22 protein-coding genes and 1 pseudogene are annotated in these 14,596 nt (G+C 44.6%); 13 read left to right on the top strand and 10 right to left on the bottom strand.

Features of this window, described 5'->3' with window-relative positions; all coding sequences use genetic code 11:
• Positions 1–91 precede the first annotated feature (91 nt).
• The 4 genes from rplM (at position 92) to prfA (ending at position 2,936) form a co-directional block, all read left to right on the top strand.
• Positions 92–547, top strand: a complete 456-nt coding sequence (rplM, locus tag JGK39_RS08350; RefSeq protein WP_293175972.1) for a 50S ribosomal protein L13 — start codon at positions 92–94, stop codon at positions 545–547.
• Positions 547–957, top strand: coding sequence for a 30S ribosomal protein S9 (gene rpsI / locus JGK39_RS08345; RefSeq protein WP_293250633.1), 411 nt, complete (start codon positions 547–549; stop codon positions 955–957). Before rplM ends, rpsI begins: the two co-directional genes overlap by 1 nt.
• 257 nt (positions 958–1,214) lie before the next feature.
• Positions 1,215–1,523: a 50S ribosomal protein L31 gene (gene rpmE, locus JGK39_RS08340; protein WP_293175969.1), complete on the top strand. Its 309-nt coding sequence runs from the start codon at positions 1,215–1,217 to the stop codon at positions 1,521–1,523.
• A gap of 318 nt (positions 1,524–1,841) precedes the next feature.
• Positions 1,842–2,936 (top strand): peptide chain release factor 1, encoded by a 1,095-nt coding sequence (gene prfA / locus JGK39_RS08335; RefSeq protein WP_293250630.1) that lies wholly within the window; start codon positions 1,842–1,844, stop codon positions 2,934–2,936.
• An 18-nt stretch (positions 2,937–2,954) separates the two neighbouring features.
• Here prfA and JGK39_RS08330 read toward each other — a convergent pair whose 3' ends face one another.
• A complete protein-coding gene (locus tag JGK39_RS08330) occupies positions 2,955–3,371 on the bottom strand; it encodes a hypothetical protein (protein WP_293250627.1) in 417 nt (138 codons plus the stop codon).
• 136 nt (positions 3,372–3,507) lie between these two features.
• Between JGK39_RS08330 and JGK39_RS08325 the strand changes: the two genes are divergently transcribed.
• The 3 genes from JGK39_RS08325 to JGK39_RS08315 all read left to right on the top strand — a co-directional run bounded on the left by JGK39_RS08325 (position 3,508) and on the right by JGK39_RS08315 (position 4,781).
• Positions 3,508–3,867, top strand: a complete 360-nt coding sequence (locus JGK39_RS08325; protein WP_293250624.1) for a helix-turn-helix transcriptional regulator — start codon at positions 3,508–3,510, stop codon at positions 3,865–3,867.
• Positions 3,868–3,917: 50 nt separating this feature from the next.
• Positions 3,918–4,283, top strand: a complete 366-nt coding sequence (locus tag JGK39_RS08320) for a helix-turn-helix transcriptional regulator (protein WP_293250621.1) — start codon at positions 3,918–3,920, stop codon at positions 4,281–4,283.
• A 207-nt stretch (positions 4,284–4,490) separates the two neighbouring features.
• Positions 4,491–4,781, top strand: a complete 291-nt coding sequence (locus tag JGK39_RS08315) for a helix-turn-helix transcriptional regulator (RefSeq protein WP_293250618.1) — start codon at positions 4,491–4,493, stop codon at positions 4,779–4,781.
• A 1-nt stretch (position 4,782) separates the two neighbouring features.
• Here the strand turns inward: JGK39_RS08315 and JGK39_RS08310 are convergent, their stop codons facing one another.
• The 4 genes from JGK39_RS08310 to JGK39_RS08295 all read right to left on the bottom strand — a co-directional run bounded on the left by JGK39_RS08310 (position 4,783) and on the right by JGK39_RS08295 (position 7,702).
• A complete protein-coding gene (locus JGK39_RS08310) occupies positions 4,783–4,932 on the bottom strand; it encodes a hypothetical protein (protein ID WP_293250615.1) in 150 nt (49 codons plus the stop codon).
• A 112-nt stretch (positions 4,933–5,044) separates the two neighbouring features.
• On the bottom strand, positions 5,045–5,851 hold the full coding sequence (locus tag JGK39_RS08305) for a pentapeptide repeat-containing protein (RefSeq protein WP_293250612.1): 807 nt from the start codon (positions 5,849–5,851) through the stop codon (positions 5,045–5,047).
• A gap of 65 nt (positions 5,852–5,916) precedes the next feature.
• Positions 5,917–6,777: an Rpn family recombination-promoting nuclease/putative transposase gene (locus JGK39_RS08300; RefSeq protein WP_293296024.1), complete on the bottom strand. Its 861-nt coding sequence runs from the start codon at positions 6,775–6,777 to the stop codon at positions 5,917–5,919.
• 106 nt (positions 6,778–6,883) lie between these two features.
• Positions 6,884–7,702, bottom strand: coding sequence for a pentapeptide repeat-containing protein (locus tag JGK39_RS08295; RefSeq protein WP_293296026.1), 819 nt, complete (start codon positions 7,700–7,702; stop codon positions 6,884–6,886).
• Between the two features lie 148 nt (positions 7,703–7,850).
• Here JGK39_RS08295 and JGK39_RS08290 point away from each other — a divergent pair, with 148 nt between their 5' ends.
• From JGK39_RS08290 to JGK39_RS08275, 4 genes are all read left to right on the top strand, one after another.
• A complete protein-coding gene (locus tag JGK39_RS08290) occupies positions 7,851–8,462 on the top strand; it encodes a hypothetical protein (RefSeq protein WP_293308474.1) in 612 nt (203 codons plus the stop codon).
• A gap of 153 nt (positions 8,463–8,615) precedes the next feature.
• Positions 8,616–9,359, top strand: a complete 744-nt coding sequence (locus JGK39_RS08285) for a hypothetical protein (protein WP_293296029.1) — start codon at positions 8,616–8,618, stop codon at positions 9,357–9,359.
• Between the two features lie 11 nt (positions 9,360–9,370).
• Positions 9,371–9,856 carry a hypothetical protein gene (locus JGK39_RS08280; RefSeq protein ID WP_293296030.1) on the top strand — a complete coding sequence of 162 codons (486 nt, stop codon included), beginning with the start codon at positions 9,371–9,373 and terminating at the stop codon, positions 9,854–9,856.
• A 93-nt stretch (positions 9,857–9,949) separates the two neighbouring features.
• A complete protein-coding gene (locus JGK39_RS08275) occupies positions 9,950–10,120 on the top strand; it encodes a hypothetical protein (protein ID WP_293296032.1) in 171 nt (56 codons plus the stop codon).
• Between the two features lie 19 nt (positions 10,121–10,139).
• Here JGK39_RS08275 and JGK39_RS08270 read toward each other — a convergent pair whose 3' ends face one another.
• From JGK39_RS08270 to JGK39_RS08255, 4 genes and pseudogenes are all read right to left on the bottom strand, one after another.
• Positions 10,140–10,358 carry a type II toxin-antitoxin system HicB family antitoxin gene (locus tag JGK39_RS08270; RefSeq protein WP_293296034.1) on the bottom strand — a complete coding sequence of 73 codons (219 nt, stop codon included), beginning with the start codon at positions 10,356–10,358 and terminating at the stop codon, positions 10,140–10,142.
• On the bottom strand, positions 10,355–10,558 hold the full coding sequence (locus JGK39_RS08265; protein WP_366048847.1) for a type II toxin-antitoxin system HicA family toxin: 204 nt from the start codon (positions 10,556–10,558) through the stop codon (positions 10,355–10,357). The genes JGK39_RS08270 and JGK39_RS08265 overlap by 4 nt, the downstream gene beginning before the upstream one ends.
• Before the next feature lie 42 nt (positions 10,559–10,600).
• Positions 10,601–10,975 carry a XisI protein gene (locus JGK39_RS08260; protein ID WP_293296037.1) on the bottom strand — a complete coding sequence of 125 codons (375 nt, stop codon included), beginning with the start codon at positions 10,973–10,975 and terminating at the stop codon, positions 10,601–10,603.
• A 74-nt stretch (positions 10,976–11,049) separates the two neighbouring features.
• Positions 11,050–11,379 (bottom strand): annotated as a pseudogene (locus JGK39_RS08255) (element excision factor XisH family protein).
• 268 nt (positions 11,380–11,647) lie between these two features.
• Here JGK39_RS08255 and JGK39_RS08250 point away from each other — a divergent pair.
• Entirely contained in the window at positions 11,648–11,818 is a 171-nt protein-coding gene (locus JGK39_RS08250) for a hypothetical protein (protein WP_293250576.1), read from the top strand.
• A 289-nt stretch (positions 11,819–12,107) separates the two neighbouring features.
• Entirely contained in the window at positions 12,108–13,808 is a 1,701-nt protein-coding gene (locus JGK39_RS08245; RefSeq protein ID WP_293250573.1) for an ABC-F family ATP-binding cassette domain-containing protein, read from the top strand.
• A 183-nt stretch (positions 13,809–13,991) separates the two neighbouring features.
• On the opposite strand, the gene JGK39_RS08240 is transcribed toward JGK39_RS08245, so the two are convergent.
• Positions 13,992–14,420, bottom strand: a complete 429-nt coding sequence (locus JGK39_RS08240; protein ID WP_293250570.1) for a hypothetical protein — start codon at positions 14,418–14,420, stop codon at positions 13,992–13,994.
• Positions 14,421–14,596 lie beyond the last annotated feature (176 nt).

Below are 14,596 nucleotides of genomic sequence, written 5' to 3'. Positions count from 1 at the left end.
AACTAAGGACAAGTAACAATTAAAAACAACTAACGACTAAAAACTAACGACTAAAAACTAACAATAATTAACAGAGAACTAACAACTAACAATGAACAAAACTTACGTCCCTACTAAAGACTCCCTAGAGCACAAGTGGTACGTGGTCGATGCCGCCGACCAGCGGCTGGGCCGTCTGGCAACTGAAGTTGCCATGTACCTCCGGGGCAAACACAAACCCACTTACACTCCTTCAATGGATACCGGCGACTTCGTAATTGTCATCAATGCTGACAAAATCGCTGTTACTGGCAAAAAACGCACCCAGAAAATCTACCGCCGCCACTCTGGCAGACCGGGCGGTATGAAAACAGAAACTTTTGCAAAATTGCAAGCACGTTTGCCCGAAAGAATTGTCGAAGAAGCTATCCGCGGAATGCTGCCTCACACTTCTCTGGGCAGACAACTGTTTACTAAGCTGAAGGTGTACGCTGGCCCCAACCATCCACACGCAGCTCAACAACCAGAAGAATTAATTGTTCACACGATTCCGGGAGGAAATGAGTAATGCAAGCAACAGATACCGGCCGCGCTGTGTACTGGGGTACCGGCCGCCGCAAGTGTTCGGTGGCGCGGGTGCGCTTGGTTCCCGGCACAGGCGTACTGACTGTCAACGGTAAAGATGGGGATTTGTACCTGCAATTCAACCCTACTTATTTGGCACTCGCTAAGGCTCCTTTGGAAACTTTGGGTCTAGAAAATGAGTACGACATTTTGGTGAAAGTCGAAGGCGGCGGCCTGACAGGTCAAGCTGACTCGATTCGTTTGGGTGTCGCTAGAGCACTTTGTCAGTTAGACCCGGACAACCGGAAACCTCTGAAGATTGAGGGCTATTTGACTCGCGACCCGCGGGCTAAAGAACGTAAAAAGTACGGTTTGCGGAAAGCTCGCAAGGCTCCTCAATACTCGAAACGGTAATCCAGCTTCTGAAGGAAGAGGGAAGTTCGGCAGCGGATTTTGTAACGGATGTAACGGATGTAACGGATGGAACAAAGAAGGAAGAGGGAAGAAGGAAAAATTTTCCTGATTCCATCCTTCTTTTTTTCAAGGTATATTTCTGATTCCCGATTCGCGCTTTCACAGCCAACGATCGCGGAAAATTGCCGCTGTTGTTGGTACGCAAGTCCTAGGACAGCTAAAATGGTTGTAAAGTCAAAAATTAGAGAGTAAAAAAAATGGCGAAAGAAGGCATTCACCCTGAGTGGTATCCGGAAGCTCAGGTTTATTGCAACGGGGAACTTGTGATGACTGTTGGTTCCACTAGACCAAAGCTTCAAGTTGATGTCTGGTCGGGAAATCATCCTTTTTATACCGGCACTCAGAAGATTATTGATACTGAAGGTCGTGTCGAACGGTTTATGCGGAAATACGGCATGACGGAAGTAGAAATGCCGAAGGCAGATGCTATGTCTGGGCCTCTGAAAATGGAAGACCCCAAGGCTGATGCTGCTAAGGCTGCTGCTAAAGGCAAAAAGAAGAAGTAGCCGGATTGTCATTTGTCCGCAGTCGGTTGGAAGTAGTTTTTTCTACTGGTAACTGACTGCTCTCGGATTTTGGATTTGAGATTTGAGATTGCTACGGCTGGTAGTTGAGGAAAGATCGCGATTCTATCCCAACTTCTCTTCAATTCAAAAATCTAAAATCTAAAATCTATCCGCCCTCGGATTGGAGAGCTTAGACTGAAGAGTTACTACGGCCCGTAACTGAGGAAAGATCGCGATTCTATCCCAACTTCTCTTCAATATCTAAAATCTAAAATCTAAAATCTAAAATCTAAAATCGATTGACGGAGGACATTTGACATGGCTGAATCTTATTTGCTGGATAAATTGAAGTCGGTAGAGCAAACTTTTAATGAGTTGACTCGCCGCATGGCTGACCCGGATGTCGCTAGGGATAATTATGAGTTTCAGCGGGTAGCGAAAGCTCGATCGTCCTTAGAAGAAGTGGTGGATACTTTCGAGCTGTGGAAAACCACTCAGGATGATTTGGCGGGTGCCAAACAGGTGTTGAAAGAGGCTGCGGGCGATCGAGAATTGCAAGAAATGGCTTCCTTGGAAGTTGAGGAACTTGAATCTAAGCTGGAGAATTTGGAAAGCCGTTTGAAGGTTTTGCTGCTCCCCCGCGATCCGAACGATGACAAGAATATTATGCTGGAAATTCGCGCGGGTACTGGCGGAGATGAGGCTAGTATTTGGGCGGGTGATTTGCTGCGGCTCTATACCCGTTACGCTCAAACTCAAGGCTGGCAGGTAAAATTGGTGAGCGAGTCACTGGCAGAAATGGGCGGCTTTAAAGAGGTAATTCTGGAAGTTACGGGCGACAGCGTTTACAGCAAACTGAAGTTTGAGGCTGGAGTACACCGGGTGCAGCGCGTACCGGTGACTGAGGCTGGCGGCCGGGTGCATACTTCGACGGCGACGGTGGCGGTGATGCCGGAGGTGGATGAGGTGGAGATTCACATCGATCCGAAGGATATTGAGATGAGTACGGCTCGATCGGGCGGCGCTGGCGGTCAAAATGTGAACAAGGTGGAAACTGCTGCGGATTTGTTTCACAAGCCGACGGGGATTCGGATTTTCTGTACTGAGGAGCGCAGTCAGTTGCAGAATAAGGAGCGGGCGATGCAGATTTTGCGGGCTAAGCTCTATGAGATGAAGTTGCGGGAGCAGCAGGATGAGGTGAAGTCGCGGCGTTTGGCTCAGGTTGGTACTGGTTCGCGATCGGAGAAAATCCGCACTTACAACTATAAGGACAATCGGGCTACTGACCACCGTTTGGGGGAGAATTTCTCGCTCAATACTGTTTTGGAGGGAGATATTGAGGGGATTATTCAGACTTGCATTTCTCAGGATCAGCAGGAACGTTTGGCTGAGTTGGCTGCTTCTACTAATTGATAAATCGTGCGTGGGGGGCTAGGCGCATTGTTTGCTCAGCCTCAGCTCCCTGGTGACGCGGGAGATATTGTTGAGTAGGGCTTCCCAAATTGCGTCGGCGCTCTGGACTGGATATTTGAAATGTTCGATGTCGTATTGTACAATGATTTCTAGAGGCGCGAGGGTTTGCTGGTTTCTACAACTGGCGATCGCTGCGATCGTCTCTTTTTCCCATCTGGCAAATAGTCTGTAGCTGAAAAAGGAGCTGCATTTTTGTCCTTTTTTGTTCAGATAAACGACTATTACCTGATGTTGTTTGGGGTAGACTTTGACTATGCGGTTGACGGGCATTTTCAGGGCTTCGGCGGCTTCCGTTTTGGAAATTTGCCAGCGCTGGGGTTTTAGCCAACCGGAGGCTGTAAGGCTTTGACGTGTATTGCGTGTCTTGCGAGTCATTTTTACTGCCCCTGATTGGCTACAAATAGAATTATGATTTCAAAAGTATTTACACTCTAACTGGTAAACTTTTTGCTGTCAAGCAAGAAAGACAGATTTTTTGGTAGATAAGTAAACTAGGAGTTGTGTTGATCTGGTGACTAATACTGTGGACACAGAAGCTAGGAAGAAACTGAGCGAAGTTGTGAAGCTAGCCCGTGGCGACCTGAGTTTTAGCGCTTTTGGTAGGCTATTGGGAGTTTCTGGGTCTGCGGTTCAGTATTGGGAAAAGGGCCAGGTACTCCCGGATACGAAAAATTTGACTCAGATTGCGGCAAAAGCGGGCTTTACAATGGAAGAGTTGATGGCTCATCTCGAAGGTAAACCAATGCCGGAACCTGTCAATACCAACGAGCTCCTTAAAAAAATCCAATGTATGCCACTGAGTGACTTAGCAGTGATTGTTCGAGCCGGTGTGGAGCGGTTGGCTGCTGCTGCTGAGGTTTCTGGGAATTAGGGCTGGAGTCCAAGTCAATTGGGCCGTAAACTGGGAGTTGTGTTTATCTGGTGACTGATACTGTGAACGCAGAAGCTAAGAAAAAGTTGATCGAAATTGTCAAACTAGCTCGCGGTTCCATGAGTCAGCGGGCATTCGGCAAGCTTCTGGGCGTCTCTGCGACTGCGGTTCAGTTGTGGGAAAAAGGTCAGAGCATCCCAGATACAGAAAATTTGGCTCAGATTGCCGTGAGGGCAGGGTTTACGATGGAAGAGTTGCTCGCTCATCTGGAAGGCAAGCCCATGCGTGAACCCGTAGATACTAACGATCTGCTCAAGAAAATTCAGTGTATACCAATTAGTGAGCTAGCCGTGGTTGGTAGGGCGGTGATGGATAGACTCGCGGCGGCTGCTGAGTCGTCTGGAAAATATAGTTGATGTATCAGTTGGTAAGGAATGAAAATTTAATAACTTAGGCTTTAATGATTGTTGTGGGATGGGCGTCCCGCCCATCCCACAAATTTGCTTAAGTTATTTAATTTCTATTCCTAAGTAGACTGGTAGATACGATCGAGTACCTTTTAAGTTGTGAACATCCAAAACAGAGAAAAACTTAGTGAAATCATCAAAACGGCCCGGGGAACAATGAGTCAGCGAGGGTTTGGCAAGCTTTTGGGGGTTTCTGCGACTGCCGTGCAATTGTGGGAAAGGGGCGATACGGTTCCCGATACTGAAAACTTGGCTAAGATTGCAGCCAGAACCGGCTATACCCTGGAACAGTTTCTCAGCTTTTTGGATGGCAATCCAGTCTCGCAACCACCAGAAATTAACGATATTCTCAAAAAAATTCAGTTTTTGCCTCTGAGTCAGGTGGCGCTAATTGGCAAAGCTGTAGCGGATAGATTCGCTGCGTCGGCTGAGGCTGCTGGGGAATGAGTTAGGCTCGATCGCGATCGCCCGTTTTGCAGAAGTAGATCCCGATCGCCCTTAAAAATTTCCACCACTCGTGCATATCACAAATCAAGTAATTTGTCAAGGTTAAATCTACTTGGTTACGGAGTCCGATCGCCCTTATAGACTGACGCACTCCGACAAAGAAACCGGGTTTTTACCTAATCTGTCGGTGACAATGAAGTATTTTCCTAAAAAACCCGGTTTCTGGGCCCTATACGATCGCCCTTATGAAAAAACCACTCGCCCTATCCCTGACTGAGAATCTCTAAAAACTCTTCGACAATGCGATCGGGTTCTTCCCGGCATCTGTTAGCGTCGCAGTAGTGGATGATGCTGATACCGTGAGATGCAAATAGGCGATCGCGCGTTTCATCCTTTTCTGTGTCGGGATGCGATATTTCCAGAATACCCCATTTGCCTTGGTGGAAGATGAGGAAATCTGGTTCTTGGTTTTGTCGGCCGGAGGGTGTGGTGAGGCGGGCTTTGGAGTTGGGGAAAAAGAGGGTGTTTGTGCGATCGAGCGCTTCGGCTATTTTTACTTGTTCTTCGCAGCGAAAACGCAAATCATTCCAGTGATAAATCCGTTCTTTTATGCTTGAGAAAATTCCCTGGTTATGCGCGTTTTCAGGCTTAATAATTCCATCTGATACTGTATTATAATCAGATATAGTTGCACCCTGTAAATCTGTTGATGAATCAGATTCACTTAAGTTGGCGAATGATATTCTGGCTCCGCTTAAGTTAGCACCGCTAAGATTAACTCCAATTACTTGAGTTCGATGTAATGTCACTTGATGTCGTCGCAAGTATCGCTTAAAAACAGAGCGTAAATTATTTTTTTTTACTTTTTCATCAAAAGCCTCTGAGAGTTTTTTCCAGAGTTTAGCAGCTAGCGCTTTGATGTATTCGTCATTATATTGAGAGAGTTGAGAAATTTCCTCATAGGAACATCGGCCTTCCCAGCATTGTCTGAAGATGAGCTCTTGCACGTCGTTTAAGCCTTCGCCATCAAGGACTGTTTCTGCGATCGCGATTGCTTCATCAACGGTCATGGCTTAAGTTTCCTTAAAGTATATATCTGGTGAAGTTTTGAACAGAGCAGACTATGTTTGAGAAATTAAGGCTGATGTTCATTCAACCAATTGTTTAAATCAGAGGCTTCTGAAAAATCCAGCAGCGCCTCTCCTAAATCCTCTAATTCTTCTACGGATAAGGTCTGAATTTGTTCTTGGATTTCAGGTGCGATCGGACCGATGCGTCGAGTCAACAGGCGAGTGAGCAACGACAGCGCCTCATCTTTCCTTCCTTCAAGGAGGCCTAGTTGTCTTCCTTCAAGGAGGCCATCTTCGCGAATTTCTTGGTAAATCACAGAACCGCGCATAGTTTCTTTCCTAAATAGTTGTCTGATTAAGTTTTTTTCAAATCTCAAACCTGCGAGCACTTGGGTACAAGCGAGTAAATCCGCTTGTTGATTCGGTTCTTCTATTGTAGCAATCTGAGTAGCGATTTGCTCTAACAAAGTTCGCGGCGAGTCGGTTTGGGATAGTGTCGCGAATGGGAGTAAGCCGGGGACGGACAGCAGTAAAGCGGGGTCTTGTTCCCACAGGCGGATAACTCGGTAGCCGTGTCGGGTGTTCGCGTCTGTGTACTCGGATACAAAAACTTGTTCTGAGGCTGTTTGCTGCAAAAAAATTACTACTTGATTGATGTCACAGGAGTATTGCCGTTTGAGCCTGACGTAGTAGTCTAGCATCCTGAAGGCGATCGGCGGGTCGGAGTAGGGTCGGGTTTCAAATTCTAGATGTAGGATTTGGTTATCCGTTTGCAGGAAAACGAGAGAATCGGCTCGGATGGGTTCTTGAATTAGTTCGGTTTTGAGTACCTGAACAGCGGTGGGTTCATCAATTGGTAGTAGCCAGTGGACGAAGGCGGCGGGGAATTTTTCGGCTAGATATTTGCAGGTGTTGTCGTAGGCCAAGGAAGTTGCGTTGTGAAAGGGGGGTGTGAATTGTTGATTAGAGTATTGTAAGGTTAACTCGACTTTTTTGGGGAGTGCGATCGCCCTTACGAAAAAACCATTCGCCCTATGCGTGACTCAAAATCTCTAAAAATTCCTGCACAACGCGATCGGCTTCTTGACTGCACCTGTGGGCTTCACAATAGTAGATAGTGCAGATGCCAGCAGAGGCAAAGTCGCGATCGCGCGTTTCATCTTTTGGTGTGTCGGGATGCCATATCTCAAGAATACCCAATTTGCCTTGGTGAAATATGAGGAAATCGGGTTCTTGGCTTTGCCTGCCTTCCGGTGTTGTGAGGCGGGCTTTGGAGTTGGGGAAGAAAAAGATGTTCGCGCGATCGAGTGCTTCGGCAATTTTCACTTCTTCTTCGCAGCGAAAACACAAATCATTCCAGTGATAAATTAGTTCTTCTGTGTTAGACTCAATTTCTTGGTTATTTCCCTTTTCATCCGGTATTTTCTCATCGCCTAAATCTGATTCTGTCTTATTATCAGGATTGATTGCATTGTCTAAATTAGCTGGAAATGAATTGGCTCCGTTTAAGTTTGCAAAGCATAATATTGAGCCACTTAAGTCTGCTCCACTCAGATTTATTCCCATTAACTGATTTCGCTGTGAGTTCACTTGATGTCGCCGCAAGTATCCATTTACTACTGACTTTAGGTTATTTCTTTTAACCTTATCGTCAAAAGCTTTTGATAGTAACTTCCATAATTTTCCAGCAATATACTTGATATATTCATCATTATAACTGTTGATTTGAGCAATTTCTTTATAAGACTGTCGTCCTTCCCAACATTGTCTGAAAATTAGCTCTTGCACGTCGTTCAACCGTTTGCCATCTAGAACTGTTTCCACAAGCGCTAGAGCTTCATCAGCAGTCATGGGTCAATTCTCCTGAAAAATATTTTTCTCTATCTTAGCACTGGCAGAAATATATTATCACTTTTGATCGCTTTTGATCCCTTTTAATCGCTGTTCAACCTGAGCCATAGGCACTATATTAGATAAAAGCTCAAGCAAAGCGACATTTATGGATGAAATAAGTGATTTTTTTAATGACTGTACAGCAGTTATTACAGAGATTGTAGTTGCTGTTACTGGTGGACTGGGTTTAGTTGACAATGCTCTCAATCAGTACCCTCCAGAGCAACCATGTGAGCGGGAATCGGGTGAAACGTCAGAATTGAATTGCAGAGCAGACGACAATTGGAAAGCCTACAATAACATAAAGGAGATAGAAAGACCCGAAAACGACAATGACGATAATGGTTCTATTTTTGGCTTATTTGGCGGTGGCGGGAATGATGATGATGAATCTGATTCTGGATACTACACGCCTGCGTCATCTGTAGAGGAATCATCTGGTGGATGGTCATTTTTCGGATGGTCTGGATCTACTGAAGATTGTAGGGTTAATACCAGTACCGACTATGACTCCACTACTAGCTATAACTCCTATAACTCCAGTAGCGAGTATGACTCCAGTAGTGATTATAGCAGTGACTATGGCGGTGGTTCTGACTCCAGTAGTGATTATGGCAGTGACTATGGCGGTGGTTCTGACTCTGACGGCGGCGATGGAGGTAGTGACTCTGGCGGCGGTTCTGACTCTGGCGGCGGCGATGGAGGTAGCTGGTGGTAGGAGGGTGGCAAAATTTTCCCAAGTCAGTAAATAGCAGATTTATGAGCATCCCGCTTGGAAACACCGGGCGGGGTACTAGAGATGCTGGGTAAAATCAATTGCTGTACTGAAGTTATTCCCCTAACGGAAATCAGCTAGGAGATAAAACACACAATGACTGGTGAACAAAATAATGAATGCATTAATATCGATCGAACCACTACCTTTGAAGAGGCTCTTGAATCCGCCTTAGATGTCGTCGGATCAATAATCGGTTGGAACGAAAATAATCATTTAATTTCAATACTTCATGAAGTAAAATATATAGATAGAGAATTTAAAAAGAAAGTAATAAATGAATGTACGTTAACAGCGTTTTATAATGCAGTATTACTCCTCCATAGCAATCTAATACTCTTTAGTGATTTCAATAACAAAGATTCCACTTTTACACAAAAAGCCAGCACCATACATTTAAAAATTATCGACAAAATAAAAATCCTAGAGACTCAAGCTTCAAAACAAGGTTATTTTCTTGAAGATAGGCGTAAGTATTTAAAGATTTGGAAAGAATTACTAAAAGATATAATCGACCTATGCTTCAAGTCTTCAACAAATCACAAAGATTTGTCGAACAATGTTGCCAAAAATAAAAATTTGTTTACTATTCTGGGTAGTATCTTCAGTAATTTTTCTACTATAATGCTGAAACGTAGATCGTGGCCAAATGTTTCTATTAAACGGTCACAAAATTCAGCGATAGAAGATGAAACTTCCAATCAGTCACAATCGCCTGCATCTGAGAATTCTGAAAACTTATCTGGTGGATCTAAAGTCTATGGTAAGAACCTTCATGTAGCAATTGCTATTCTCACTGTGGTCGTGGGTCTAATATTAGCCTTAACTTTATTTCGTTAGAGGAGTTAGTGATGATCAGAACTTTTGCAATTATTGTATTTTGCGTTCCCGCTGTTTGGGATGTGGTGACGACTTACAAAGGTATAGTAAGTATTTTAGGTGGTGAAAATTCAGGGACTATGGGAGTTGCAATAGTTCTTGCCTTTTTTATTGCGGGCTTAAGTGTACTAACTACGAATATTTGGAAACCAGAGGTTCAAAAGAAGACAAATAATTTTACTATAACAATTAATGGCAAAGAATATGCTATGGATCTGGGAATGCGTACAATTTTATGTTGGATGTGGTGGCCAGCTATTTTATTTGATTTCTGGACTTCCCTAATAGGAAATATTCAATTATTGACAAGGGGAAGTTTTGGTATTGCTGCTGTCGCTGCTGCATCTATTCCTACCCCAACATTAGCGCAGTGGATAGTCATAATTTTTGCTACAGCTATATCAGCATTAAGTCCTATGATAGTAGGATATTTCGTAACTTCATCTGATGAATTTTAAGTAGGATAGCGCTTCTCATTCAACTTCTCCAAGGGCGATGTAGCACTTCTCTCCTCACTTCTTCCCCACTTTGTCTCATTGCTTGCAAAAAGGGTGTTGAAGCCCGATCGCCCTTTCGTCAATTCCCAACAAACACAAAAGCACGCGCGGCGAAGCTATCTCGTAGGGAATCGCCCTCAGTGCGATCGCCCGATCGAACTATTAGTCATGATTCCGCAACACAGAAACCGCACGTTAAGCGATCGCCCTTTTTCACCACAATAATAGACTTTTGTCATAGCAATCAAGCAATTTGAAGCGTGCGAGGTTCCGGGATAGATTCACCTTCAGCTTCCCAAGCTTCCAAATACATTTCAATCACTTCTTCGCCGCTATGAATAGCTTCCTCGCGAGTTTTACCGTGAGTGCAAGGCATAACAACGCGATCGGCAAACTCGGGAATCGTGACTAAGAAAAGCTGATCTTCATCAGACCATTGAACAATCATGCTGTATCGACTCATAAATCCTCATCCTCCCTTAACTCATTTAGTTCAGTTAATAACTCTGCTAACTGCTTTTCTAGGTAGAGTGGCACATCATCTCCATCTTTGCCGGAAATTGTCAGTGTTTTTTTGAGCAAAGGATGTCGCCAACGTTCATGGCTACCTTTGCCACGTTTCGGTAAATAAACAAACCCTTTACGGGCAATCTCAACTTTCAACTGTCGAATTTTCCTTGGCATGGATTTTGTCTACTGCTCCCCTCATTTATAACATTCTTGGGCTGCGGTTGCCATTTCCCTACAGGGTACTCCATAAGCAGTATAGGATCTAACATCAGGCGGTTGAAGCCCCAAAACAATTGATTTAGCCGGAATTCCCGCTGCGACTAACTCCTCAGCAATCAGGCGATCGGTATTATTTGCTTGAATCCACACCTGACCGTCAATAATATCAATATGAATCACGCAATGGTGAATGCGCTGCTCGTTAAACCAGCCTATATTTATTAACATATAGCGGTCACTTTCTACATCAAAAAGTGTTGCGTTTTGTATGCCCTTGTCCACAACAGGAATCTCAGAATATTCAGCGAGGAGCTGCTTAACAATTTGACGATAATTCTTTAAGCTATCCATTGTACTATTTCCTCTGTTTTTGGGTTGAAAACAACAAGATTTATGCGATTATTGAGCAATATTTGACCAAATTTTTATGCTTCAAAAAAATCAGTAAAAGCATTTAGTGGAATTGCAAGATACAGCTTTCTTTCAGATTCCGTCCGTTTTAAGATGTCATAGTAAAGAGTATATTGACCCAAAGCTTGCTCTCAATCTGCAATTCTAGACTCTCCGATCAAACTTTTAACTTCAACGGCTATCTTGCGATCGTTGTTCTCAGCAGCTAATAGCTGTTCTGCACCAAGATCGATCGATAGGTTTCTCTTCGCCCAAGCTAATGGATAGGGATCGTGGGTAATTGTCCAGCCAGCCTTAATCAGACCCTGTTTGACAACTTGATGATAAATGTCTCTTGCTGGCACGATCGCTCTCTTTTGCTATCGAGGTTGACACTGACTATTATAATGTATTGTATCAACAAATTAGATATACTGAGATACGACCTATTACGATCGCCTTTCCCAATAATTTCTGCACGTCCAGTTACCCGTACAGAAAGGAAACTATATGAACAACGTTGAAAAAGAACTGACATTAAAAGTCCGATCGCGCCCAACAACAGTATCAATCGAAATCCCAACAGATACTTGAGAATCCCTAAACAAAGTAGCACTGCATCGAGATATGCCTTTGTCAGCTTTGCTCAAATTTTACATTGGGCAAGGTTTGCGGCAAGATTTAACAAAATTGTTTAGCGATCGCCTCCTGGAAGCAACAGCCCAAGTTTTGGCACGACATCTAGATTCAGAAGAAGAAGTTTCAACCATTATTCGAGAAATTCAATCTGAAACAGCACGGTAGCCCTGTTTCCTCAACTTCCCCAAATGCGATCGCACTCATACACCAAAGAAACCGGGTTTTTCGAGAATCTGGGGCTTTGTGACAAGTATTTTCCTAAAAAACCCGGTTTCTCGCTACCCGCGCGCCCAGGGCTATAAAATCCCAAATCTAAAATGCAAAATCCGATCGCCCGCCCAAACCCAAATCTTGCCAATGACTAAATTTAATTAAAATTTGTTAAGATTAACTCGACCTCAGCGCCGGCATCCCATCCGCCGCTAAACCTTCCCCTTCCCCAGTCCCCACAACAATGCTGCGACTCGAACACATCAGTAAAATTTATCCCACAGGCGTCGTACTCAAAGATGTCACCTGGGAAGTCAAACCGGGCGATCGCATCGGCTTAGTAGGCGTCAACGGTGCCGGCAAATCCACCCAACTCAAAATCATCGCCGGCGAAATGGAACCCACCTCCGGCGAAGTCATTCGCCCCGCCAGCCTCCACATCGCCTACCTCTCCCAAGAATTTGAAATTGACCCCACCCGCACCGTTAAAGAGGAATTTTGGCGCGCTTTTAGCGAAGCCAATGAAGTTCACGAATCGCTGATGGAAGTCCATCGAGACTTGGAAAACTCCACCCCAGAAAATCTTGACCAACTGATCCACAAAATGGATCGCTTGCAACGGCAATTTGAAGGCTTAAACGGCTACGGTTTAGAAGCCCAAATCGAGAAGATTTTACCAGAAATCGGATTTGAACCCGAAGATGGCGATCGATTAGTCAGTGCTTTCAGCGGCGGCTGGCAAATGCGGATGAGTTTAGGTAAAATTCTCCTCCAAAAACCCGACATCCTGCTGCTGGACGAACCTACCAACCACCTCGACTTAGAAACGATCGAATGGCTGGAAGTTTACCTCAAAGGGCTGACAACCCCAATGGTAATCGTATCCCACGACCGCGAATTTCTCGATCGGCTCTGCACCCAAATCGTCGAAACCGAACGCGGCGTTTCTAGCACCTACCTAGGCAACTATTCGTCTTATTTACTACAAAAAGCAGAAGCCAGAGAAGCCCAACTCAGCGCCTACGAAAGCCAGCAAAAAGAACTCGAAAAACAGCAAGCATTCGTTGAAAAATTCCGCGCCAGCGCCACTCGCAGCACCCAGGCCAAAAGTCGCGAGAAACAGTTAGACAAAATTGAACGCATCGAAGCCCCCACCGGCGGCTTAAAAACCTTGCATTTCCGGTTTCCCCCCGCACCCCGCAGCGGCCGCGAAGTAGCCATAATTGAAAACTTAGTGCACACCTACGGCGACAAAATCCTATTTTTGGGAGCAGATTTATTAATTGAAAGGGGCGATCGCATTGCATTTCTAGGCCCCAACGGCGCCGGAAAATCTACATTGTTGCGCCTGATCATGGGTTTAGAAACGCCCACCGAAGGTACAGTCAAAATGGGAGGCCACAACGTCATCCCCGGTTACTTTGAACAAAATCAAGCAGAAGCCTTAGATTTGAATAAAAGCGTGATGCAAACCATTCACGACGAAGTACCCGACTGGAAAAATGAAGAAGTGCGGACTTTGTTGGGGCGGTTCTTGTTTAACGGCGAAACAGTATTCAAACACGTTGGCGCTTTAAGCGGTGGAGAAAAAGCCCGTCTGGCTTTGGCAAAGATGCTGTTGACTCCCGTGAATTTGCTAATTTTAGACGAACCGACAAATCACCTCGACATTCCGGCGAAGGAGATGATGGAAGAGGCGATTAAGAATTACGACGGTACGGTAATTATAGTTTCGCACGATCGCTATTTTATCTCTCAAGTCGCTAACAAAATAGTAGAAGTTCGCGACGGTGAGTTTCGCACTTATCTGGGAGACTACCATTACTATCTAGATAAAATAGCAGAAGAGAAAGAACTAGCCAAGTTGGCAAAACTTGAAGCTGAGAAGGCTGCGAAGAAATCGGAGAAGGAAGCGAAGAAGAAAGCGGCGGCAAAACAAAAGTAAGATGAGTTTGGTTAGAGCGGTTGCGTAAAGGCCGGGGCGAAGCATTCGGAGACAAATCTTGAAACTTATTGCAGAAATTATCGCCCGAATGCTTCTCCCCTACAAGTATATAAATCGTCTTCATGCGATCGCAACTTTTTTACAGTTTTCTTTTGTACGGATAGATAGGAATTTACGCTTTTCTTAGCGCGCATTTCGACCGCCTGATTTTTGTTTGAAGAATGGCTTTTGGGAATTCAGGCATTGCTGCAAATCGCTATCTAAATCTCTGGAAAAACCGGAGTTTTCTATGTATTTAATTAACTGATTTGCCGGGCCAAAGAAGAGAGTATCTTTATCTTGCTGCCTGAGAACTATACCATCGAATCCGTTGATTTTGTAGGAGTTTTGCCGGATGGGATCTGCGGTAACGGAAGCTACGGTAACTCCGTTAGGAGAAAAGCCTTTGAAGCAGATTATATTTGCTTTTTGAGCGATCTGAATGTAGCGAGAACCGCCGCCGTGATAGACTCCTTCTTGTAAGGGTAAAGCAGCTAAAGATTTTTCAGTGGCAAGGGCGATAGAAAATACCGCTATCAATCCCAAATCGATGCAATAGTGCCAATATTTCATATTTGATGTGCGCTTGAAAGAACACAGTAAGATTAGTTCGTAGCAATAAAATTAGTTTGTAGTGAGGACTTTAGTCCTCTGAATTTGGGTAGTGCCCTGAAGGAAAGGATCGGAGTAAGCTATAATTAGAGAAGTGTTTCCCATAGCGTGATATGACATTAGAAATTAGTTGCCCT

The organism is Microcoleus sp. PH2017_12_PCY_D_A (assembly GCF_020738565.1).
Classification (GTDB): Bacteria; Cyanobacteriota; Cyanobacteriia; order Cyanobacteriales; family Microcoleaceae; genus Microcoleus.
Note: the sequence above shows the minus strand (reverse complement) of the source record. Positions and strands in the feature narration are given on the sequence as shown.